This is a genomic window from Ructibacterium sp. SJQ-7, assembly GCF_054696575.1.
Genome location: NZ_CP195193.1, coordinates 790,617 through 813,938, shown reverse-complemented (window position 1 = coordinate 813,938; position 23,322 = coordinate 790,617). Strand labels below are relative to the sequence as shown.

The window sequence follows — 23,322 nt, the reverse complement described above, 5'->3', positions numbered from 1 at the left end:
ATACACAGTTTTTCTCTTGAAATTCCATATAGAAAATGGTAAAATAAAATTAATACATATATAGAGAGACTGTCGACATAATGCCAACAGCTCCAAAAATCGTATCTTACGATGTAATTTTTGAGTGTTTAAAGTAGACAAAACCAAAACGGTTTTATCTAATATGATAGAATGGAATGAAAACTATGAATAAGCTAAGAAAACTCAACAGTAAATATATGTTTCTGATTCTTGTGTTTATTATTTGTTTTATAGGTTTGTTTGTGTATCTAAAAGGAGATATGTACAAATGCAAAATACTTTCGGAAGATGAATTTGCAACTTTGAAGACGTGGACCGTTGAAAAAGATAATTCAAAAGTGATTTTACCTTGTGGGTTTAAATATACGGGAGAACCGATTGTATTGACGAAGAAGATTGACAAAGTGAATGTGTTTGATGATTCGCAGTATTTAATGGTTATGTCGAGGTATTTTGATTATACCGTTTATGTGGATGACACAAAGCTTTTTGATTTGACCACTCCTCAAAACGGTTTTTCAAAAACTATGGGTACACAGCTTAGGCTTGTCAGAATCGGAAAAGATTTAAACGGAAAAACGATAAAATTAGAAATACGACCTCTTTTGGGAGATCATATACAGTATTCCGTTGCACCTATGATGATAGGCACCAGGTCGGATATAGTATGGCATATATTAAAATCCGAGCAGTCGGAAGTTATTACAGCTGTATTAATTATAATATTCGGTTTTGTACTCTTGCTGTTGGCAATAATAATACGGTGCAGTGAGTATGAGGATGACGAGAGCGGTAAAATGTTTTACCTTGGTATGATTTCCGTGATATGCGGCATATATCTTGCCTGTCAGTTTAAAGTGTCGCATATTATTGCACCTAACGGGTATCTGCCGTATTATTTTGAATTTACGTCATTAATGCTTATCAGTGTAGCTGTATCGTTATTTATACGAACTAACGTGGATGGCGTTATTAAAAAATTGTATACCTCAATGTCATGCATATTTGTTTTGAATGTGCTCGTACAGACGTTTTTGAATTTTGTATTAAAAATCGATTATAAGATGATGTTGTTTGTAACGCATATTCTTATCGGCTTATTCGGGATATTGATTTTATCAACAATGATTATTTTTTACAAAAAGAAGAGTATACAATATATGTTGATATCAATTATGTTCCCGATTGTAGGAAGTATTATTGATATAGTGAGATTGTATCGGATCAGCGATGACAAAACGATATATTTCTTCTCAATGGGGCTGTATATATTTGTATTAATGCAGGTAATACGGACGATACGACAGTATATGGCAAAAAGCAGAAGTCACCTTAAAGCGGAGGTTTACGAACATCTTGCATTTACGGACGGACTTACCGAGCTTAACAACAGACTGTCTTTTGAAAACGATATAAACGAATGTATCGGCAACAACAGACCGGCTTGTATATCTATTGATTTAAACAATCTTAAACGTGCTAACGATACAATGGGACACAGTGCCGGAGATGTTCTTATAAGAGGTATTGCGACAGTACTTCGTGAGGCAGTCGGAAATGAAGGTAAGATATACAGAATCGGCGGCGATGAATTTGTAGTGTTGATTCACGACATTACCGATGACGGCATAGAAAAAGTGCTTAAACGCATTGAGAAGTGCAGAGTAAAATACAATGAAGAAAATAATGTGAATTTGGATTTTGCAAGGGGTGTATCGTTGTATACGGAGGGTGATACGACTTTTGAAAATCTTGTCGCAAGAGCCGACGCGGAAATGTACAGAGATAAACGTCTTACAAAGAAAGGACGCAGGGATGATTATGAGTGATAAAAGACTTAAAGTCTGTTTAAGAGGGGCGGCAGTGTTTTTGGCGGTGTCGATAGTTTTTTGTATAGCTGTAATATGCGGAGTGAATATACAAAAAAGTAATATGGAAAAGCAACGCCTTGATACCGAAACCAAACTTGCGGAAATGCAAATGCCTACGTTTGCACCGCAGTCGACAGAAGAAGTTAAAAATGACGGTGACGGTGCAACAGGTGAAAGTAATGCAGTAAAGACGGCGGCTGATACGTTGGGGATAGATGATGTTACAGCGGGTAAAAGTCAATCCGGAGCAGGTAAAAAGGTAATCGTACTTGACGCCGGACACGGTAAGTCATCATCTGAAATGACATCTGACGAAAAAACAGCCGAAGGTTATGAATATAACGAGTCAAAAGGTAATTGGGGCGAATGGCGACACTATAAAAACGGCACATTCGGCGAAAATTGTCATGGCAGTGGTTGTACAGGCTTGTCGCCTGAAAACGCGTCGTGTTGGTATTCAATGGGTAATGCCGACAGAGATACAGAACCGCAAATCAATCTTGACAATGCCTTGGCGACACAAAAGTATCTTGAACAAATGGGTTATGAAGTTCGTATGACGAGAACGTCAAACGAACAAAATCCGTCAATGGACAAGCGTGTATCGTATTGTTTCCCTAATAATGATACAACGTCAAATCCCGATGCTGCGGCATATGTTTGTATCCACTCAAATGCAGGAGGCGGTCGTGGAACTTCATACATAGCTTTGGGTACGGATTACGAACAGAAATTTATAGGCAGTGACTTTGTCGAAAAGTCCAATGAAATGGGTAATATCATAAATCAAAAAGTTGCGGCGGCAACGGGACTTTCGCAAAATTCGCCTATAAATACACCTTATTTGATATTGTTCAATAAATGCCCTGTTCCGATTGCTTATATGGAAATAGGTTTTTACGACAGCTCAGACTTGTCGATATTGCAGTCGTCAAGTGATGAAATCGGTAAGGCTATCGCTGAGGGTGTAGACGAATATTTGAAAAATAATTAAGCAAAAAATGTACTGTTTAGGCAGTACATTTTTGATTTGGAGCAATATTGTTGTTGTTTAAGTTGAAAATCAGTGGTATAATTAAGTCATAAAATTAAAGCGGAGGACAGAAAAATGAAATACGGTAACAATAAATACGAGGATATAAAAATCGCTTATATCGGCGGCGGTTCACGCGGTTGGGCGTGGGGATTTATGAGCGACCTTGCGGTGTGTGAGGATATGTGCGGTACTGTTTATCTTTACGATATAGATTTAAAGGCGGCAAAGAAAAACGAAAAGATAGGCAACGGCATAAAGGATATAGAAGGCTGTAAGTCACAGTGGAAGTACAAAGCCGTTGAAACTGAAAAAGAGGCTCTTGAGGGTGCGGATTTTGTTGTTATATCCATTTTACCGGGTACATTCGATGAAATGGAAAGCGATGTACATACACCGGAAAAATACAATATATATCAATCAGTCGGCGATACGGCAGGTCCGGGCGGAATTTTGAGAGCGTTAAGAACAATTCCGATGTTTGAAGAAATCGCAGAGAATATAAAAAAATATTGCCCTGACGCATGGGTAATCAACTACACAAACCCTATGACAATGTGCGTAAAGACTTTGTATAAGGTGTTCCCTGAAATTAAGGCGTTCGGCTGTTGTCACGAAGTGTTCGGTACACAAAAACTGCTTGTAAATGCACTTGAAGATATTAAAGGTATAAAAGACGTAAAACGTGAGGATATTAAAGTTAATGTTGTCGGAGTAAATCACTTTACTTGGCTTACAAAGGCACAGTACAAGGATATAGATATTTTCCCTGTATACCGTGAATTTGCGGAGAAATACAAAGATAACGGCTTTGTGAAGAAGTCAGATGAAAACTGGATGAATAAGTATTTCTCATGCAGTGAGAAAGTTAAGATTGACTTGTTTTTAAGATACGGAAGTATCGCCGCGGCAGGGGACAGACATTTGGCTGAATTTTGTCCGGGTGATTGGTATTTGAAAGACAAAGAAACCGTTGAAAAGTGGGGATTTGCATTAACTCCTGTTTCGTGGAGAAAAGACGACCTTGAGAAACGTCTTGAAAGAAGTGAAAGACTTTACAGCGGTGAAGAAAAGTTTGAATTAAAGGAAACAGGCGAAGAGGGTGTACAGCAGATAAGAGCATTGCTTGGACTTGGCGACCTTGTTACGAATGTTAATATACCGAATTACGGTCAAATTCCTAACTTGCCTATCGGTGCGGTTGTAGAAACGAACGCTTGTTTCAGAGCAAATTTGTTAAATCCTGTATTTGCCGGAAATATTCCGCAGACAATTTATCCGCTTATAAGCCGTGTGTGCGGTGAACAGGAACAAGTTGTCGATTGTGCTTTAAATCGTGACCTTGACGGTGTATTTAACGCATTTGCAGCTGACCCTAATATGTGTATTTCGGTTAGTGATGCAAGAAAATTGTTTGACGAAATGGTCGACAATACAAAAGAATATTTGAAAATGTATTTCTAAATCGGAGGAGAAATAATGGCTGAATTGAAGTTTGAAATAAAAGAACATATCGGAACGGTATCCGAGAGCAGTAAAGGTTGGACAAAGGAGCTTAATATAGTTTCGTGGAACGGTGCAAACCCTAAATTTGATTTGCGTGATTGGGCACCGGAACATGAAAAAATGGGTAAAGGTCTTACTTTTACAAATGAAGAATTGAAAAATTTAAGAGATATTTTAATTGATATGAATTTATAAATAAATGCACCGCTTTTTAGCGGTGTATTTATTTGTATTGATTGTAAACTAAAGTATATTTATATAGTTGACAATATAAATAAGAAGTGATATAATTCCTACATAAACAATAGGAAAGGTTTTGAGAAAAATGATTGAAGAATTAAAGAACAAAATATTTTCGGGAGAAATGATAACAAAAGATGAGGCAATGAGCCTTATAGACGCACCGATTGATGAGCTTTGTAAAGCGGCTGATGAAATTCGTGAAAAGTTTTGTGACAATGTATTTGACATATGTACAATAATAAATGCAAAAAGCGGAAGATGCAGTGAGGACTGCAAGTATTGTGCACAATCGGCGTTTCACTGCACCAATGTTGAGGAATATCCGTTGCTTGACAAGGAAACGGTAGTAAATGCGGCTAAAAAGAGTGCGGACAAGGGTATTAAGCGTTTTTCACTTGTCGCATCGGGAAAAAGACTGTCTGACAGTGAAGTTGACAAAGTCTGTGAAATTATCAAAGAAATAAGAAAAATAAGCGATATATCAGTCTGTGCATCACTCGGACTTTTGAACGAAGAACAGTTTAAGCGACTAAAAGACGCAGGCTTAACGCGTGTACACAACAATCTTGAAAGTTCAAGAAATTATTTTCCAAACGTCTGTACAACGCATACATATGACGATAAAATAAATGCAATCAAAGCCGCTAAAAAAGCCGGACTTTCTGTGTGCAGCGGCGGTATTGCCGGACTTGGCGAAAGTATGGAGGACAGAATTGATATGGCATTTGAGGTTAGAAATCTCGGTGTAAGTTCAATGCCCGTAAATATGTTAAATCCGATAAAAGGAACACCATACGAAAATAATAAAAAACTTACAAAGGACGATATGCGTCGCATATGTGCGATATTCAGATTTATAAATCCGTCAGCCGCAATCAGACTTGCAGGAGGAAGAATACTTCTTGACGACGGCGGAAAATCTTGTTTTGAATCCGGTGCAAATGCCGCTATATCGGGCGATATGCTTACAACAACAGGCGAAACGGTAATGTCGGATATGCAGCTTATAAAATCGCTTGGTTTTACTGCCGGATTGTTAGACGAAGTTAAGTAATTTATACGAAAATGGGTAAAAATATACTAAAACGATATTTAAAAGTTATGTAATTATGAAAAAGTTGTAAAGAATTAAAAAAAAGATTGAAATATAAGAAAATAAGTGATATAATATACGCTATGTTAATATGTCTGTAATAGGACACAGAAGGAGGATATTATCACTATGGCAGTGAAAAATGAACAAATCGAAAAAAACCTTGTAAAACTTACATTTGAAGTAAGTGCAGAGGATTTTGACAAGGCAATTAATCAGGTGTACAAAAAGAATGTAAAGAAGTTTAACGTACCTGGTTACAGAAAAGGCAAAGCTCCAAGAAAGATTATCGAAAAGTATTATACAGAGGCTGTATTCTATGATGAAGCTATTAACAGCGTACTTCCGCAGGCTTATGACGAAGCTCTAAAGGAATCAGGTGTTGAATCAGTTGCAAGACCTGAAATTGACGTTGAAGAAATCAAAAAGGGTGAGCCTGTAGTATTTACAGCACTTGTTACAACTAAGCCGGAAGTTAAGCTTGGCGATTACAAAGGTATAGAAGTGGAAAAAATTGACCATACTGTAACAGATGAAGATGTAGATAAGGATATCGAGGCTACACAAAAGAAGAATGCAAGACTTATCACAGTTGACGACAGAGCAATCGAAAACGGCGATATCGCAGTTATCGACTTTGAAGGCTTTGTAGACGATGTTGCATTTGAAGGCGGCAAGGGCGAAGACTACGAACTTGAAATCGGTTCGGGTACATTCATTCCTGGATTTGAAGATCAGCTTGTAGGTGCTGAAACTGACGCTGATGTTGACGTTAAGGTTACTTTCCCTGAAGAATATCATGCAGAAAACCTTGCAGGTAAGGACGCAGTATTTAAAGTAAAGGTTAAGGAAATCAAGAAACGTGAACTTCCTGAACTTGATGACGATTTCGCAAGTGAAGTAAGTGAATTTGATACAATGGACGAATTCAGAGCAGACGTTCGTAAAAAGCTTGAAGAGGCTGCTGAAAACAAAGCTAAGGTTGAAACTGAAAATGCAGTTATCGACAAGGTTATTGAAAATGCTGAGTTCGATCTTCCTGACGCTATGGTTGAAACTCAAATCGACAACAGTGTAAGAGATTTCGCTCAAAGACTTTCATACCAAGGTATGAACCTTGATATGTATATGCAATATACAGGTATGACAATGGACGCTCTAAGAGCTCAATTCGCTGAACAGGCTAAGAAACAGCTAAGCGGTTCGCTTGTTCTTGAGGCAATTCAAAAGGTTGAAGGAATCGAAGCAGGTCCTGAAGAAGTTGAACTTGAACTTGTAGATATGTCAAAGAAGTACAATATGGAACTTGACAAGCTTAAGGAACTTCTTGGTGACGCTGAAAAGGAAAGCATTAAGAAAGACCTTGAAATTCAAAAGACAATCACTATGATTGTAAACAATGCACAGGTAAAATAATTTCATAATTTCGGAAAGGGATGAATAGTATGGCATTAGTACCAATGGTCGTTGAACAGACCAACAGAGGCGAACGTTCATACGATATTTATTCAAGACTGCTTGAGGACAGAATTATATTCTTGGCAGATCAGGTAACTGACGCAACGGCAAGTCTTGTTGTGGCACAGCTTTTATATCTTGAAGCAAAGGATCCTGATAAAGATATTCAGCTTTATATCGACAGCCCGGGCGGCTCGATTACTGCAGGTATGGCAATTTACGACACAATGCAGTATATAAAGTGTGACGTATCTACAATTTGTATCGGTATGGCGGCAAGTATGGGTGCATTCTTGCTTGCGGCCGGTGAAAAAGGCAAGAGATTTGCTTTGCCGAACAGTGAGGTTATGATACATCAACCTCTTATTGCCGGCGGCGGACTTAGCGGTCAGACAACTGATATTAAAATATACACAGATCATCTTGTTAATACAAAGAAGAAGATGAATGAAATTCTTGCAGAGCGTACGGGACAAACTTACGAAAAGCTTTGTGAGGATACAGAGCGTGATAACTTTATGACTGCTCAAGAGGCTAAGGAATACGGCCTTATTGACGAGGTTATTGTAAAAGCCTCTAAATAAAGGAGTATAAATATATGGACGAAAATAAACATTTCAGATGTTCATTCTGCGGAAAAACTGAACAAGAAGTAGATAAGCTTTTGTCGGGACCGGGGGTATATATCTGTAACGAATGTATAGATATGTGCAACAGTATACTTGACGGTGAATTTGAGCATAAGGGCGGATTTACGGCTACTGAACTGCCTAAGCCGAAGGAAATAAAGGCTTTTCTTGATGAATATGTTGTCGGACAGGAGGACGCAAAGAAAATTTTGTCGGTAGCGGTATATAATCATTACAAGAGAATAGAACATTCTGATATGGCTGACGATGTGGAACTTCAAAAGAGTAATATACTTATGATAGGCCCGACAGGCAGCGGTAAGACGTTCCTTGTACAAAATCTTGCAAAGATACTTAATGTACCTTTTGCCATAGCTGACGCTACTTCTCTTACTGAGGCGGGCTATGTCGGCGAGGACGTTGAAAATATATTGTTAAAACTTATTCAAGCGGCTGATTACGATATTGACGCTGCGGAACGCGGAATTATATATATTGACGAAATTGATAAAATTGCACGAAAATCCGAAAATCCGTCAATTACGCGTGACGTTAGCGGTGAAGGTGTTCAGCAGGCACTTTTGAAAGTGCTTGAGGGTACTGTTGCGTCAGTTCCTCCGCAGGGCGGAAGAAAACATCCGCACCAAGAACTTATTCAGATTGATACAACGAATATTTTGTTTATATGCGGCGGTGCTTTTGACGGTATCGAAAAGATTATCGGCTCAAGAACAGGTAAGCAAGGTTTGGGATTTGGTGCACAGATTTCAAGCAAGAAAGAGTCTAACATCAATGAATTGCTGGGTAAACTTATACCGCAGGATTTGCTTAAATTCGGATTGATTCCTGAATTTATAGGCAGACTTCCTGTTTTTGCAAGACTTGATAAACTTGACAGAAAAACGCTTATTACAATTCTTACAGAACCGAAAAATGCACTTATAAAGCAGTATAAAGCCTTGTTTGCATTTGACGGTGTAAAGCTTGAATTTGAAGATGACGCGATAGAGGCAATCGCTGATAAAGCGATTGAAAGAAATACAGGTGCGAGAGGACTTCGTTCAATTATCGAGGAGGCAATGTCTGACATTATGTTTGAAGTGCCGTCCGATGACAGTATAAAAACCGTTATCATAACAAAGAAGTGTATAACAGATTTAAAAGAACCTAAGATTATACACGAAACTAAGGAAACGAAGAAACTCAAAGAAAATTTAGAGCCTGACGGAACTCAGGGTTAAGAAACTTTAGGAAGGTGTGAGAAAGAATGTTTGTATCAGAAGATTTGACAGTAAACGAGAAAAATCATCTTGTTATTGGTAAAAATGATACTGTTGAACTTGCAAAGGAGTTTGGAACTCCGCTATATGTATTAGATGAGGATTTAATAAGAAAAAATTGTCGTGTTTATAAAAACGCGATGGATAAATATTACGGAGGAAACGGACTTGTCCTTTATGCAAACAAGGCTTTCTGCTCACTTTTCACTTGCAGACTTGTTAAAGAAGAAGGTTTGGGTATTGACGTTGTATCGGGCGGCGAGCTTTATACGGCGATAAAGGCAGATTTTCCTATGGATAAAGTCTATTTTCACGGCAATAATAAAACTGCTGATGAAATTGAGCTTGCAGTTAAAAATAAAGTTGGTAATATCATAGTTGATAATATTTATGAACTTGAAGCACTTAACGAAACTGCTAAGAAATACGGTGTTGTTCAGAACATAATGTTCAGAATCAAACCCGGTGTTGACGCTCATACTCACAGCTTTATTCAAACAGGTCAAATTGATTCAAAGTTCGGTGTTGCACTTGAAAATGGCGAAGCATTTGAAATTATTGAAAAAGCAAGTAAAATGTCTAACGTAAAAGTAAACGGTGTTCACTGCCACATCGGTTCACAAATTTTTGATATTGAACCGTTCTGTAAAGCGGCTGAAATAATGATGAACTTTGTAGGCGACTTAAAGGACAAGCTTGGTCTTGAAATTGATAATCTTAACCTTGGTGGCGGATACGGTATTATGTATACCGAAAATGACGATCCTGTACCGTATGATGAATATATTCAGCACGTTTCAGAGGTTGTTAAGGCTACTGCAGAAAAAAGAGGAGTCAAACTACCGTTCATTCTTATGGAGCCGGGTCGTTCAATTATTGCGCCGGCGGGTATTACGCTTTATACAGTAGGCGGAATTAAGGATATTAAGAATGTGAGAAAGTATGTGTCGGTAGACGGCGGTATGGGTGATAACCCAAGATATATACTTTACGAATCAGAGTATGAAGCGGTTGTTGCGAACAACGCAAATGCCGAACGTACCGAAAAGGTTACAGTAGCGGGTAAGTGCTGTGAATCCGGAGATATTTTGCTTAAAGATGCGATGATGCCGGAAATCAAAGTCGGAGATACTTTGGCAGTTCTTGCAACAGGTGCTTATAACTATTCAATGGCAAGCAATTATAACAGAATTCCGAGAGCGGCAGTTGTTGCTGTTTCGGACGGTAAAGCTAAGGTAGTTGTAAAGCGTGAATCATATGAGGACCTTATAAAGAACGACGTTCTTTAATATATTGGTTTAATTAAACTGACACAAAAAGGAGCTGAAATCAGCTCCTTTTTGTTATTTTTGTTTTGTCATAGAACAGTTAGGACAAATGTTGTTTGCCTTTAAATAATTATTTCCCCAATCGCAAATGCTTGATAATATAGGAATAAAACTTGTTCCGAGCGGCGTAAGTGAATATTCCACTTTCGGCGGAACTACGGGATAAACTTTTCGTGCAATCAGTCCGTCATTTTCAAGCTCGCGTAGCTGTTTTGTAAGCATTTTCGGCGTTGCAGATGAAAGCAATTTTTGTAATTGCCCGAAACGTAATGTTTTACCCGATAAGTGCCATAATATAAGTGGCTTGTATTTTCCGCCCACTATTTCAAGTGTTGCCTCAACAGGGCATATATAATCGTGGTTCATATGTATTACCTCCAATCCATACTATCATAAATGATAGTATCTATCAAAAAAGTGCATACTTGAAAAATAAATAATTTACGATATAATAATATCATAAACAATAAATAAATTCAATCAAAATATTCGGGACGGTGATAATGTGACTGAAAAATTTAATGTAACGGGAATGACGTGCAGTGCGTGCAGCGCACACGTTGAAAAAAGCGTCAAAAAACTTAACGGTGTGAAATCTGTAAACGTAAATTTGTTGCAGAATAATATGCACGTTGATTTTGATGAAACGGCTGTAAGCGTTGACGATATTATAAACGCAGTTGTTTCGGGGGGATACGGTGCGTCTGTTGCGGGGAAAAAACAAGAAAAGAAAGACAACAAAATCGACAATGAAATTTCAAATATGAAGTTCAGACTTATTGTGTCGCTTGTTTGCCTTGTGCCGCTAATGTACATTTCAATGGGACATATGTGGGGTTGGCCGTTTTTGAGCGTGTTTCACGGTGCAGAAAACGGAATAACATTTGCACTTACGCAAATGCTGTTGACGTTGCCGATAATGTATGTCAACAGAAAATACTATATAACAGGTTTTAAGACGTTGTTTCACGGTGCACCGAATATGGATTCGCTGATAGCGATAGGTTCGGGCGCGGCATTCGCGTATGGAATCATTGCAATATATTGCATAGGATACGGACTCGGACACGGTGACAAGGAATTTGCACATTCATATATGATTAATTTGTATTTTGAGTCGGCGGCAATGATACTTGCACTCATAACCCTCGGAAAATTTCTTGAATCGAGGGCAAAAGGGAAAACATCACAGGCGATAGAAAAACTTATTGATTTATCGCCGAAAACGGCAGTTGTAATTCGTGACGGAAAAGAAGTTACAGTAGGTGTAGATGACGTGCAAATCGGTGAAATTGTCGTTGTAAAAGCAGGACAATCAGTTCCGCTGGACGGTGTTATCGTTGAGGGTAACGGTGCGATAGATGAGTCGGCTATTACAGGCGAGAGTATCGCAGTTGAAAAAAATATCGGTGATAAGGTTATCGGAGCTACTATAAATAAATCGGGATATTTTAAATTTAAGGTTGAAAAAATCGGCGAAGATACCGCATTGTCACAGATTATACATCTTGTGGAAGAAGCTTCGGCATCAAAAGCACCGATTGCAAAGCTTGCCGATAAGGTCAGCGGTATATTTGTACCGGTTGTAATATCAATCGCAGTGATTACGATTATAGTGTGGTTGTTTTTGGGTAAAGGCGTTAGTTTTGCACTTTCAATGGGAATATCGGTACTTGTAATTTCTTGCCCGTGTGCGTTGGGATTGGCAACACCGACTGCAATAATGGTCGGTACAGGCAAGGGCGCGCAGTACGGAATACTTACAAAATCAGCCGAAAGTCTTGAAACAGCACATCAGGTTGATACGGTCGTACTTGATAAAACAGGCACGATAACAGAGGGTAAGCCTTCTGTAACGGATATAGCACCTGTCGGAATTTCCGATAAGGAACTTTTACAGATTGCAGCGTCAATAGAATATTTGTCGGAACACCCTCTTGCAAAGGCTATTGTTGAAAAAGCCAACGGCTTGGAATTTAGTGATGTTGCAGATTTTGAACAGATTGTCGGACAAGGTGTAAAAGGCAATGTTGACGGAAAGAAAGTTTTAGCCGGAAATTATAAGATGATGCGTGAAAACAATATTGAAGTATCGGAAGATGAAATATTCGCGAAGAACGGAAAAACATCATTGTATTTTGCGGTGGATAATAAATTTGTCGGAATAATCGCAGTTGCCGATACCATAAAGGCAACAAGTAGGCAAGCGATAGAAGATATGCGTAATATGGGACTTGACGTAATAATGCTTACGGGTGACAATGCCGTTACGGCAAATGCAATTAAAAACAAGCTGCCGTTAAGCAGTGCCGTTGCGGAGGTGTTGCCGTCAGACAAGGAAGAAGAAGTAAGAAAACTTCAGCAGAGCGGTCACAAGGTTGCAATGGTCGGTGACGGAATTAATGACGCACCTGCTTTGACTCGTGCAGACGTTGGCATTGCTATCGGTGCGGGAACGGATATAGCTATTGAATCAGCTGATATTGTATTGATGAAAAGTGATTTGCAGGACGTTGTTACATCAATAGAGCTAAGCCACTCGGTAATTAAAAATATAAAAGAAAATCTGTTCTGGGCATTTTTCTATAATGCACTCGGAATACCGATTGCTGCAGGTGTTTTGTACGGTATAGCAGGATTGAAATTAAATCCTATGATTGCCGCACTTGCTATGAGTTTCAGTTCGGTATTCGTTGTGTCAAATGCGTTGAGATTGAGATTTTTCAAACCAAAACGCAATAATATTAAAACTGTAAAAAATGAAAAGGAGAATAAAACTATGACAAAGACAATTAAAATTAACGGAATGATGTGTTCACACTGTACAGGCAGAGTTGGAGAGGTGCTAAACGCAATAGACGGAGTAAGTGCGGAAGTTTCACTTGATAACGGCGGTCAGGCTGTCGTAACACTTGCAAAAGACGTGTCGGACGATGTGCTTAAAAAAGCCGTTGTTGACGCAGGATATGAAGTTGTAGGTATAGAATAAGAATTAAGCAAAATTTGGATTGTAGACAAAACCGATATGGTTTTGTCTACTTTATTTTTTGATGTCGATAGCCTTAATTATATAATATTTAATTGCATATATTCCATTATTTAAGTTTTACATAAATCCGATTTTGTGATATACTATAAAATGTATTGTTTTTTATATGGAGGAATGTTTTGTGAGGAAGAAAATTTTATTTTTTGCAATGACACTTTTGTTGCTTACGGGAATAACTGCAAGTGCAGATGTTTTGGGTGAGCAAAACGGCGGTTGGAGTACGTATATGGGAGCATTTACATACTTTCATAATGTACAGTTCAATTCGGACAGCGTCGGTAAGCAAAATGAATATTATGTTGAATATACACCTAATGAGGACGCCGTACCGATTGTTGTGAACGGTGCGAGCATATGGGGAACGAGAAATATTAAACAGGCAGAGCAATATATGCAGGAGAACGGTTTAAGACCGCTTGCCGGAATTAATGCCGATTATTTTTCATTCAAGACAGGTATTCCGATGGGTTATACAATAGCCGACGGCGAAATTATATCAAAGGAATACGGCGGACAGGACGCAGTCGGTTTCAGAAGCGACGGAACGGGTTTTATAAAGTGGCTTGACATTCAGACAACAGTGACGGACGGCGAAAAATCGATTGACGTTATGTATATAAATAAGTGGTGTCAGGCGGGATTTGATCCTGTTTATCTTTTGACGGACAAATTCGGAGAAACGACAAAAACTCAATCGGAATGTATTTTTGTTATTTGCACACCTAACGAGGGCAGACTGCACGTAGACGAAACAATGTCGCTTACTGTTGACGATGTGTTCATATATAACGGCGAGATAGAAATTCCTGAGGGTAAGGTTGTTTTGCTTATGGATACAAGCGGTGTAAGTGAATATTATGACTTTTTGAGCAGACTTCACGCAGGTCAGACTTTAACGGTCGCAAATCAGGCGGTCGGAGATGACGGTACTTGGAAAACAGCTGAAAACGCGGTAAGCAGTGTCGGTGGCAGACTTGTAACAAACGGAGTGGCAAATTCCGATTTTGAAGCCGGTGCGGCACCGAGAACGGCTGTTGGAATAAAAGCAGACGGCAATATTATTTTCTATACGCTTGACGGCAGACAGTCGGGTTACAGCTATGGCGCTCAACTTAAAACGCTTGCAAAACGTATGGTTGAGCTTGGGTGTGTTGACGCGTTAAATCTTGACGGAGGCGGTTCGACAACCATTTCTGCGTGGTTTCCGGGAAAAGACAATACAATGGTTGTAAATTCACCGTCGGACGGTTATTTGAGAAGTGTTGCAAATTATATTTTCTTAAAGGACAATCGCGAGAGAACGAATATTCCGTGGATAATCAATATTACAGGCGGAACTAATAATAACTATCTTTCGGGAATGACCGCGAATATTAATATAGAAAGCGTATACGATACCGCAAATTATAAAATGGAAGAACCGTATAATATAAAATATCGTGCGGAAACCGATACGGACAGTACGGTAGATGAAAACGGAGCAGTATCGCTTAACGGTACAGGCGATGTTAAAGTTGTTATGTACGGCGATAACGGTGACGTGACGGACGTGACATACGGCGTTTATGAAACACCTGAAGAAATAAAGGTATATAATCAAGCGGACTGGAAAGAAATCAGCGAAATCTATACAGAGGCAAACGAAGAATTACAGCTTAATCTTTCGGCGGCGTCATACAAAAACGGAACCGAATTACTTTCAACAAACAGATTGTATAAATGGGAAGTTGAGGGCGATATAGGTACGATAACAGAGGACGGCATTTTCACACTTGCCGATACGGTCAACAAAGACGGTAAAATAAAGGTGACGGCAGGAAATTTAACGAAAGAAATACCGGTGCATATTTCGGATTATCCGAGTACACCTAATCCGTTTTACGATACAGAAAATCACTGGGCAAAGGATATAATTGCCGATATGGCGGCAACAGGGATTATCAGCGGTTTTGAAGAAGACGGAAAAATGATTTTTAAGCCTGACAACAATATGACCAGAGCGGAATTTGCATCGATGATAGCAAATTACAAAAAACTTGATTTTTCAAAATATGATGATGTAAAGCTTGATTTTACGGACAATGATACAATACCGCAGTGGGCAGTTCCGGCTGTAAAAGCTGTGTATAAAGAGGGTATAATTTTAGGTCGCGTCAATGACGACGGAACAAGCACATTTGCACCGTATGACAATATAACGCGTGCAGAGGCAATGACGATTTTGGGAAGAATACTTCCGAATAATGATGATTTGCCGAATCTTCCGTTTGCGGATAAAAACGATATACCGCAGTGGGCGGAAGAAGGTGTGAGCAAGTTGTATTCGACAGGTATTGTGAGCGGTTATGAGGATAACACGATACTTCCGAATAATAATATGAAACGTGCCGAAGCGGCAACGATGTTGTATAAAATTGAAAATAAATAAAACAATAGGCTGTCGGTTTTTTGCCGACAGCCTATTGTTTTGCCCAAACAAGGTTAAAGTATTCCTCTACGGTCATATTCGCATACTTTTTAAATTCACTGTAAAATTCTTGGGGAGATTTAAAACCGCATTGATTATAATACCTTTCGTAATGAGTATTTCCTACCTTGAAAACCGCGTACTTTGCAAATTCCATACGGTAAAAGTAAATCAGCTCATTAATATTTTTGCCGTAACGGTTTATAAAAATATCGTTAAGCTCCGTTATTGAAATTTTGTGTAATTTCAGATATGGTGAAAAGTCTATATTTATTGACGATATGTTTTGTTTTATAAAATCAAAACCACTCTCGGCAATAAAGTCTTCGGTTGTCAGAAGAGCGGTTTTTGATGAAACATAACTTTCACCGCATACACCGATAAGATTGTACATATTAACAGAATTTTGTATATCGTCTTTATCGTGCATATAGCCGTCATACGCAATATTAAATGCGTTAAAAACTTCGTCGCTTTTCGGAACAAAAACAACGGCTTGGTTAAAATCAAAGTATTGGAGGTAATTTGTAACGAAATTACCGTTAAACGCAATACGCTTTATAGAAAAATTTTCTTGTTGTCTGAGCGAAAACAGAATTGAAGAATTTATAAATACAATATCGCCTTTGCTTACGGTTTGTTCAATGTTGTTTTCGGTGCATATTTTACCTGTTCCGCTTGTACACAAAATGAATTGATGGTGCGGAAAGTTGTTCATAAACATAACCTTTGAAAGATTGTTTATTTCCTGTATATCACATATGTATGACGGTAAAATTTTTTCGTAATTCTTTTTCATAGCTTATATTTCTCCGAATGTGTTAATACTTCTGTATTCCGTAGGCGTAATGCCTATATATTTCTTGAATGTGTTGCAAAAATAACTTTCACTGTTAAACCCGGAATTGATTGCAACATCCGAAAGTGACATATTTTTGTTGCTGACTAAAAGTTGTTTGGAATTTTCTATGCGTATATTGGTAAGAAATTTTTGCGGTGTTATATTGTAAACTTTCTTAAAAATAATTCCGAGATAAGTAGGAGTTACTTTAATCATTTCAGCTAAAGCTGATATTGAAATATCGTGCATATAGTTAGATTTTATATAATCAATACACGGCTTGATTAAATTCGCTTTGTCATTGTTGGGATTGCCCTCAATGCAAGATGCAATATCGAACAATACGGTATACAAAAGTCTGCTGCAAATCGAATGAGCATTTTCGGTATTGGAGTTGTTTAGTTCAATAATTGTTTTAAAATTTTGATATACTTTTTCTTTAATATTTTCGGTAAGGTGAATTACACCGCTTTTTGAATATCCCAAAAACCTCATAAGCTCAATCAGAGCATATCCGCCCATAACGATGTAGTCTGTTTTCCATGGGACAGAGGTGGGTTTATATGAATTTGATGTTGCGGAAGTAAAGTACATAATATCTCCGCTTTGAACTTTGTGCGAAACATTGTTGTGGTCTGTAAAAACACCTTCTCCGCTGTAACAAACGGAAATTTGAGAATGTAGCATAAAACCTTTGCCGCGACTTATTTGTGCTTGATGTTCAAGCGATTCCGAGCCGTAGACATACACCGGTAAAAGTCGTTCTTCTTTTGCTGATACAGGTTTGAACATATTATCCGCCTCCGATATATCTGTTGAGTCTGTCGGCAAAGCGTTGACAGACGCGTCTTTAATCTAATATCTATTATAAAATATCTAAGTACAAAAGTAAAGCAAAACAGTTAGAAAATTTACAACTGTTTTAGAAATCTTATAATTGTAATGCCCTATGTGGGAGTGCTATAATATAATTAACGGACAATGTAATCTTAAGGAGGAGAGAAAACCAATGAATAAGAAAAAGATTATAAGCACAATCTTGGCGTGTGCTATGCTTCCTTTTGGCGGCTTAATCAGTGCATCTGCTCAAGATACAAAACCGACATATGTACAGCTTAATCCGGCTGACGCGTCACCTTTTAACAACGGTGAGTTCCAAGGCTGGGGTACTGCACTTTGCTGGTGGGCAAACAGATTAGGTTACAGTGAAAAACTTACCAATGCGGCGGCAGAGGCATTTTTCTCAGACGAAGGATTGGGACTTGACATCGCACGTTACAACTTAGGCGGCGGTGACGATCCGACACATAACCACATCAACCGTTCTGACTCAAAAGTACCCGGTGTGTACAGTGATTACAAATTGTCAAGTGACGGCAAAGATGTAGAGAGTATTACATATGACATTACGAAAGACCAAAATCAATTAAATATCGCAAAAGCGGCACTAAAAGCAAATCCTGATTTGTATTTTGAAGGGTTTTCAAATTCCGCACCGTATTTTATGACTAAAACAGGATGTACAAGCGGCGGCGGTACTGTAAACAGTGACGGAACAGTTACGTCAAACGGAAATTTGAATAACTTAAATGACGATATGTATGATGATTTTGCCAAGTTTATTGCAGACGCAACAAAGCTTTTCAAAGATAACGGTATAGAGTTTAAGAGCTATTCGCCTATGAATGAGCCTGATACGGATTATTGGGGTTACGGCTCACCGAAACAAGAGGGCTGTCACTTTGATCCGGGTACAAGTCAGTCAAAGATGATTACGGAAACAAGAAAAGCACTTGACAATGCAGGACTTACAGATGTGCTTGTAGCAGGTATGGACGAAACAAGTTTGAAGAAAACCGCAAACAATCTCGGAAGTCTTACAGACGAGGCAAAGACTGCACTCGGCAGAGTTGATACTCACACATATTCAGACCGTGGCTATCACGCACAGGTTAAGGCAAAGGCACTTGAACTCGGCAAAAACCTATGGCAGAGCGAAGTTGACAAGGGCGGTAACGGTGCAACTCTTGCAAGTATGATTATCGAAGATATGAACGGTATGCAGCCGTCTGCATGGGTAATGTGGGATATAGTGGACTTCCATAAGGACTCAAAATTCGTAGACCCGACGAGCGGAAACAAGACTGAGGCTAACAATTCTTTGGCATACACAGGCAGTGTATGGGGCGTAGGTATGGCAGACCATGACAAAGAAGAATTGGTACTTACAAACAAGTATTACACATACGGTCAATTTACAAAGTACATAAATCCGGGTGACACAATTATCGCCTCATCGGCAAACACACTTGCCGCATACAACAAAAATACAGGCGATATTAAAATTGTAGCAAACAATGCGTCAAATTCATCTGATGTGGATTACGAATTTGACCTTTCGGGATTTAATACGGTAGGTACAAACGTAAGAGAAATCAGAACAGATATGGCAGGCAAGGAAAAGTGGGCAGAAATCAAAGACGGTGCCGTACTTGACGGAAAAACTCTTACAACAACTTTAAAAGCAAATACAGTAACAACATATTTGATTGAAACAGGCGCAAAGGTTACAAGTTTTGAACCTACAAGCACAGGTTTAAAATACAGCTATACACCGAGCGAAACATTGAACGGATATAACCAATATTTTGCAGTGTATGATAAGAACGGTTTACTAAAAACTGTTACGGTAAACCAACCGACAGGCGAACTAACTGGTGACTTTACAGATTGCACATTCAAGTTTATGGCTTGGGACGGAGTTACTCCGAAAGCGACTGTAACAAATACTACTTCACAGCTTGGAACAGATTATGCGGTTATTACAGGCAGTGACGTTGAAATTAAACGCGGTGACGAGGTACAACTTGCCGTTGGCACAAACTTAAAAGGTGACGTTACTTGGTCTGTTGACAGTGACGCAACTGAAAACGGTATTGCTGAAATTTCTCAGACAGGTCTTTTGAAGGCTAAGAAACCGGGCAAGGTAACTGTTACGGTTAAGGTAGGTGACTACACAACTTCAAAAACTTATGACATCACTGTTTATGCAACAATTTCGGGTGCGGCAACTGTAAGTGTCGGCAAAACATCACAATATACACTTGATACAAATGCAGAGGGTACACCTGTTTGGAGCGTAAGCGATGAAAAAGTTGCAACTGTTTCACAAGACGGTACAGTAACAGGCGTGTCGGCAGGAACAGTTACAATAACGGCGACAATCGGTGACGTTAAGGCTACAAAAGATATTAAGGTAACAATGTATACTCTAAGCGGAACGGCTTCATGGAAGAATGACTCAACAGCACCGAGTGACGCTAACGATTATCGTAAAGCGGCAGACGGCGACCTTAATACATATTTTGACGGCGTACAAAACGGCTATGTAATGTACGACTTCGGCAAGACTGTTAAAGTAAACAACATAAAACTTGCCGCAAGAAGCGGAAACGGTATGCCTGAAAGAACAAAGGACGGTAAAGTTCAGGCTTCAAACGACGGCATAACATGGACAGATTTGTATACGATTACTGAGGCAATTCCGTCAGGTCAGTACACAACAATAAGCAGTACAGATTTGGCTGATCAAAACGCATATCGTTACTTCAGATATACTAACGATACTAATATGACAAATATCGCAGAATTTTTGATTGACGCAACTCCGTCTTCGGAAACGGCAGTCGGAGCACCGAGCGTTACGGATATTGATGAAATGAGCGATGATTTTGAAGATTCAGCAAATATTTTTAATGCAAGTGCAGGAGATTTGTCGGCAGACGGAAATCAAGTATATGCAACAGGTCTTGAAAGATTCGGTAACGTATTTGTTCCTGTTAAAGCAACTGCAAAAGCAGAACTTTCAGAGGCAAAGTCACTTACAAGCAAGGATAAATTCAGACTTACATTCGATATGTTCTCAGGTTGGGAGCAGAACGGTAAGGAAAATACATTCTCTGTTAAAGACGCATACGGCAACGAGGTTGTAGGATTTACAATCACAGGCGGCGGATATAATCTTAATCAAATGCGTATCGGAGGTACAGACGTACTTGCCAATTCGGAAAAACCGGTAATTCAGTGTACATCAACTGATGTCAAAAATGGTAAATTGCGTGGTGCAAACGGTTGGCAGACCTCATCGCAGAAGTACGCAAACAATATGGGACTTAATAAAAAGGTAGAAATTATAATAGACGGAACAGGTTCGGCAAGCGTAAGCTTTACAGGCGGTGAGACTGATGTAAGCTACACAGGAACAATAAGCACACCTATAAGCGTTAAATCGCTTGAATTAACAGGTTCATACAACGGTGCAAGAGGAAGAGTTGTTTCATATGATAACTTTAACGCAGATGTAATATCATACAGCAGTGAGTTGGCGGCACCGACGCCGACTCCTGAACCAACCGCAGCACCGACGGTTCCTGAAAGCGGCGAGCTTATCAATATGAATTTTGATAACGGCGACTTAACAAGTACATCATCATACGGCAAGGCAACAGGTACACCGAAATTTGTTACGGTTGACAATAAGAAGTGTATTCAGTTTGACGGAACAAGCGGAACGGTTGTTACGCTTACAGACGCAAACGGCAATTCACTTTTGACAGGTCAGAAAAATATCACAATTTCATTTAAGGTTAAGCCGACAACCACAACAACATCATGGTGGTTCTTTGCCGCACCAAACGGCAGTGCACAGACATATCAAAAGGAACAGTATCTTGGTGCAATGACAAACAACGGCACACTTACATCCGAAAGATATAATAACTCCGGTACAAGAAGTCAGTCGGCAACAGGTGCATATAACACAAATGAATGGAACGATGTAATCATTTCGATTGCTGACGGCGTAACGGACGTTTATGTAAACGGAACAAGAACAAGCAGTGTTGATTCAACAGTTAATATCTCGGATATGCTCGGCAAAAATTCAGTTGCATATATCGGTAAGGCTAACTGGGGTACAGGTGAATTCGCAACAGGTTATATAGATGATTTTGTAATCTATAACTATGCTTACGAAAATCCTTTAAATTCACTTGATTTGGGTGATTTGACAGCTGTTACATCTGACATTACAATCCCTACGCAAGAGGGTGTTACTTGGTCAACTTCAGACGCTGCTGTGGTTACAACGGCAGGTAAGATTACAAGAAGTGACGAAACAAAAACAGCTACTTTGACTGCAAAAATGACAAAAGACGGTGTTGAATTTACAAGAAACTTCGACGTAACTGTATTGGGATATACAGCGGTTATTGACAGTTTCAAAGCATATGCCGACGGAAATAAAATCGTTTATGCAAGTGACTGTGATTCGACGAAAGATAAGTATGCCGTAAAGGTTTCATTGGCTGATTCAGACGGTACGGCAGTCGGAACAGAGCAGACAAATGCGGCAGGCAGTTTTGATAATCTTGAAGTAGGTAAGTATAAAATAACAGCAACATTATCAGACGGAACAACAGAAAAGAAAAAGGTGGAAAAGACAATTAATATTAAGAACCTTGATGATATGAGTGCGTACTTGTTTGTTCACTTCGTTGATACACAAGAGGACGCAACTCGTGAACAAATCTATTTCTCAGTATCAAAAGACGGTAAGACATGGACAACGCTTAATAATAAACAACCGTATTTGACAAGTAATGTCGGTACACAGGGCGTTCGTGACCCGTATATTCTTCGCGGTGAGGACGGTAAGTTCTTTATTATCGCAACAGACTTAAGCGTCTATAACTTAAAGAATAACTGGACAGCCGCCGCACAGCAAGGCTCAAAGAGCATTGTTGTATGGGAAAGCAGTGACCTTGTTAATTGGAGCGAGGCAAGCCTTGTAAAGATTAATAATGACAATGCCGGTTGTACATGGGCGCCGGAGGCTTGCTATGACCCTGAAAAGGATGAATATATGGTATTCTGGGCATCGGTTGTAAGCGATGACAGCTATCAAAAGTACAGAATTTACAGAAGTTATACAAAGGACTTCAAGACATTCTCTGCTCCTGAATTGTATATAGAAGAGCCTAACGCGGTTATTGATACAACTATTATCGACCATGAGGGTACATATTACAGATTTACAAAGAATGAGGCAAAATCAAGTATCACAATGCAGGAGTGTACATCTCTAAGCGGTGATTGGAAAGATGTTGCAAACTATAATTTGGGTAGTATGACAGGCTATGAAGGTCCTACAATTTATAAATTAAACGGTAAAAATGAATGGTGCTTACTTCTTGACTACTTCTCAAAGAGTAAGGGCTATAAGCCTTTTGTAACAACCGATATTACAAAGGGTGAATTTACGGCAGATTCAGACTTCTCGTTTGACGGTACATATCGTCACGGTACTGTAATGCCGATTACACAGGCTGAATACAATAAGCTAACAGCTACAGCTGAATAAATGCGAAAAACTGCGGGTAACAATACTCGCAGTTTTTTTATTTGACAAGTGTGATATAATTAGAATAAAAACGTAAGGTGAT

The 23,322-nt window shown here is 39.0% G+C and carries 15 protein-coding genes; 12 read left to right on the top strand and 3 right to left on the bottom strand.

The window, feature by feature from the left end:
- Positions 1-281: 281 nt before the first annotated feature.
- The 9 genes from ACSAMO_RS03565 (at position 282) to lysA (ending at position 10,423) form a co-directional block, all read left to right on the top strand.
- Positions 282-1,850, top strand: a complete 1,569-nt coding sequence (locus ACSAMO_RS03565; protein ID WP_412274225.1) for a sensor domain-containing diguanylate cyclase — start codon at positions 282-284, stop codon at positions 1,848-1,850.
- Positions 1,843-2,886 (top strand): N-acetylmuramoyl-L-alanine amidase family protein, encoded by a 1,044-nt coding sequence (locus ACSAMO_RS03560; protein WP_412274223.1) that lies wholly within the window; start codon positions 1,843-1,845, stop codon positions 2,884-2,886. Before ACSAMO_RS03565 ends, ACSAMO_RS03560 begins: the two co-directional genes overlap by 8 nt.
- Positions 2,887-3,000: 114 nt before the next feature.
- Positions 3,001-4,389 (top strand): family 4 glycosyl hydrolase, encoded by a 1,389-nt coding sequence (locus ACSAMO_RS03555; protein ID WP_499209868.1) that lies wholly within the window; start codon positions 3,001-3,003, stop codon positions 4,387-4,389.
- A 15-nt stretch (positions 4,390-4,404) separates the two neighbouring features.
- A complete protein-coding gene (locus ACSAMO_RS03550) occupies positions 4,405-4,626 on the top strand; it encodes a YdbC family protein (protein ID WP_022230188.1) in 222 nt (73 codons plus the stop codon).
- 130 nt (positions 4,627-4,756) lie between these two features.
- The gene (bioB, locus tag ACSAMO_RS03545; RefSeq protein WP_117964896.1) at positions 4,757-5,728 is read left to right on the top strand and encodes a biotin synthase BioB; all 972 of its coding nucleotides are present in this window, start codon (positions 4,757-4,759) and stop codon (positions 5,726-5,728) included.
- Between the two features lie 168 nt (positions 5,729-5,896).
- On the top strand, positions 5,897-7,183 hold the full coding sequence (tig, locus tag ACSAMO_RS03540; RefSeq protein ID WP_499209867.1) for a trigger factor: 1,287 nt from the start codon (positions 5,897-5,899) through the stop codon (positions 7,181-7,183).
- Positions 7,184-7,212: 29 nt separating this feature from the next.
- On the top strand, positions 7,213-7,809 hold the full coding sequence (clpP, locus tag ACSAMO_RS03535) for an ATP-dependent Clp endopeptidase proteolytic subunit ClpP (RefSeq protein WP_117964894.1): 597 nt from the start codon (positions 7,213-7,215) through the stop codon (positions 7,807-7,809).
- A 14-nt stretch (positions 7,810-7,823) separates the two neighbouring features.
- On the top strand, positions 7,824-9,095 hold the full coding sequence (clpX, locus tag ACSAMO_RS03530) for an ATP-dependent Clp protease ATP-binding subunit ClpX (RefSeq protein WP_022230192.1): 1,272 nt from the start codon (positions 7,824-7,826) through the stop codon (positions 9,093-9,095).
- A gap of 26 nt (positions 9,096-9,121) precedes the next feature.
- Complete coding sequence (lysA, locus tag ACSAMO_RS03525; protein ID WP_147513614.1) at positions 9,122-10,423, top strand: diaminopimelate decarboxylase; 1,302 nt, start codon at positions 9,122-9,124, stop codon at positions 10,421-10,423.
- 54 nt (positions 10,424-10,477) lie between these two features.
- On the opposite strand, the gene ACSAMO_RS03520 is transcribed toward lysA, so the two are convergent.
- Complete coding sequence (locus ACSAMO_RS03520) at positions 10,478-10,828, bottom strand: winged helix-turn-helix transcriptional regulator (RefSeq protein ID WP_022230194.1); 351 nt, start codon at positions 10,826-10,828, stop codon at positions 10,478-10,480.
- 139 nt (positions 10,829-10,967) lie between these two features.
- On the opposite strand from ACSAMO_RS03520, the gene ACSAMO_RS03515 reads away from it, so the two are divergent.
- The gene (locus ACSAMO_RS03515) at positions 10,968-13,451 is read left to right on the top strand and encodes a heavy metal translocating P-type ATPase (protein WP_499209866.1); all 2,484 of its coding nucleotides are present in this window, start codon (positions 10,968-10,970) and stop codon (positions 13,449-13,451) included.
- Positions 13,452-13,632: 181 nt separating this feature from the next.
- Positions 13,633-15,939, top strand: a complete 2,307-nt coding sequence (locus tag ACSAMO_RS03510; protein ID WP_499209865.1) for a phosphodiester glycosidase family protein — start codon at positions 13,633-13,635, stop codon at positions 15,937-15,939.
- Positions 15,940-15,970: 31 nt separating this feature from the next.
- Here the strand turns inward: ACSAMO_RS03510 and ACSAMO_RS03505 are convergent, their stop codons facing one another.
- Positions 15,971-16,777 (bottom strand): AraC family ligand binding domain-containing protein, encoded by an 807-nt coding sequence (locus ACSAMO_RS03505; RefSeq protein WP_499209864.1) that lies wholly within the window; start codon positions 16,775-16,777, stop codon positions 15,971-15,973.
- Positions 16,778-16,780: 3 nt separating this feature from the next.
- A complete protein-coding gene (locus tag ACSAMO_RS03500) occupies positions 16,781-17,611 on the bottom strand; it encodes a helix-turn-helix transcriptional regulator (RefSeq protein ID WP_308456196.1) in 831 nt (276 codons plus the stop codon).
- 217 nt (positions 17,612-17,828) lie between these two features.
- Between ACSAMO_RS03500 and ACSAMO_RS03495 the strand changes: the two genes are divergently transcribed.
- Complete coding sequence (locus tag ACSAMO_RS03495; RefSeq protein WP_499209863.1) at positions 17,829-23,240, top strand: LamG-like jellyroll fold domain-containing protein; 5,412 nt, start codon at positions 17,829-17,831, stop codon at positions 23,238-23,240.
- Positions 23,241-23,322 lie beyond the last annotated feature (82 nt).

Coding starts and splice junctions, on each gene's coding strand:
- tig (WP_499209867.1), top strand. CDS start 5,897: ATGGCAGTGAAAAATGAACAAATCGAAAAAAACCTTGTAAAACTTACA.
- ACSAMO_RS03550 (WP_022230188.1), top strand. CDS start 4,405: ATGGCTGAATTGAAGTTTGAAATAAAAGAACATATCGGAACGGTATCC.
- clpX (WP_022230192.1), top strand. CDS start 7,824: ATGGACGAAAATAAACATTTCAGATGTTCATTCTGCGGAAAAACTGAA.
- bioB (WP_117964896.1), top strand. CDS start 4,757: ATGATTGAAGAATTAAAGAACAAAATATTTTCGGGAGAAATGATAACA.
- ACSAMO_RS03505 (WP_499209864.1), bottom strand. CDS start 16,777: ATGAAAAAGAATTACGAAAAAATTTTACCGTCATACATATGTGATATA.
- ACSAMO_RS03565 (WP_412274225.1), top strand. CDS start 282: ATGTACAAATGCAAAATACTTTCGGAAGATGAATTTGCAACTTTGAAG.
- ACSAMO_RS03520 (WP_022230194.1), bottom strand. CDS start 10,828: ATGAACCACGATTATATATGCCCTGTTGAGGCAACACTTGAAATAGTG.
- lysA (WP_147513614.1), top strand. CDS start 9,122: ATGTTTGTATCAGAAGATTTGACAGTAAACGAGAAAAATCATCTTGTT.
- ACSAMO_RS03560 (WP_412274223.1), top strand. CDS start 1,843: ATGAGTGATAAAAGACTTAAAGTCTGTTTAAGAGGGGCGGCAGTGTTT.
- ACSAMO_RS03495 (WP_499209863.1), top strand. CDS start 17,829: ATGAATAAGAAAAAGATTATAAGCACAATCTTGGCGTGTGCTATGCTT.
- clpP (WP_117964894.1), top strand. CDS start 7,213: ATGGCATTAGTACCAATGGTCGTTGAACAGACCAACAGAGGCGAACGT.
- ACSAMO_RS03500 (WP_308456196.1), bottom strand. CDS start 17,611: ATGTTCAAACCTGTATCAGCAAAAGAAGAACGACTTTTACCGGTGTAT.
- ACSAMO_RS03555 (WP_499209868.1), top strand. CDS start 3,001: ATGAAATACGGTAACAATAAATACGAGGATATAAAAATCGCTTATATC.